Source organism: Pseudomonas sp. BJa3 (assembly GCF_026343815.1).
In the GTDB taxonomy this organism is placed as follows: domain Bacteria; phylum Pseudomonadota; class Gammaproteobacteria; order Pseudomonadales; family Pseudomonadaceae; genus Aquipseudomonas; species Aquipseudomonas soli.
In genome coordinates, this window is record NZ_JAOXMC010000577.1 from 1 (window position 1) to 233 (window position 233).

A 233-nucleotide genomic window follows, 5' to 3' on the forward strand; every position below is an offset into this window, starting at 1 on the left:
ACAGCGTGGTCGGCACCTGGATAAAATCGACCCCACGCTGGTAGCTGGCTGCGGCAAAGCCGGCCATGTCACCGATCACGCCGCCACCGAGGGCGACCTCGGTGGTGCGCCGGTCATGACGCGCGGTCAGCAGGGCATAGAAGATGAGTTGGAGTGTTTCGATTTTTTTGTGGGCATAGGCGTAGTGCAACACATCCTGGAGCACTGAGTAGGATATCTTTTTCTTGGTCATT

1 pseudogene is annotated in these 233 nt (G+C 57.1%); it reads right to left on the reverse strand.

Annotation, left to right across the window (positions count from 1 at the left end):
- Nucleotides 1-233 (reverse strand): annotated as a pseudogene (locus tag OH705_RS28855) (3-dehydroquinate synthase); the annotation flags it as partial.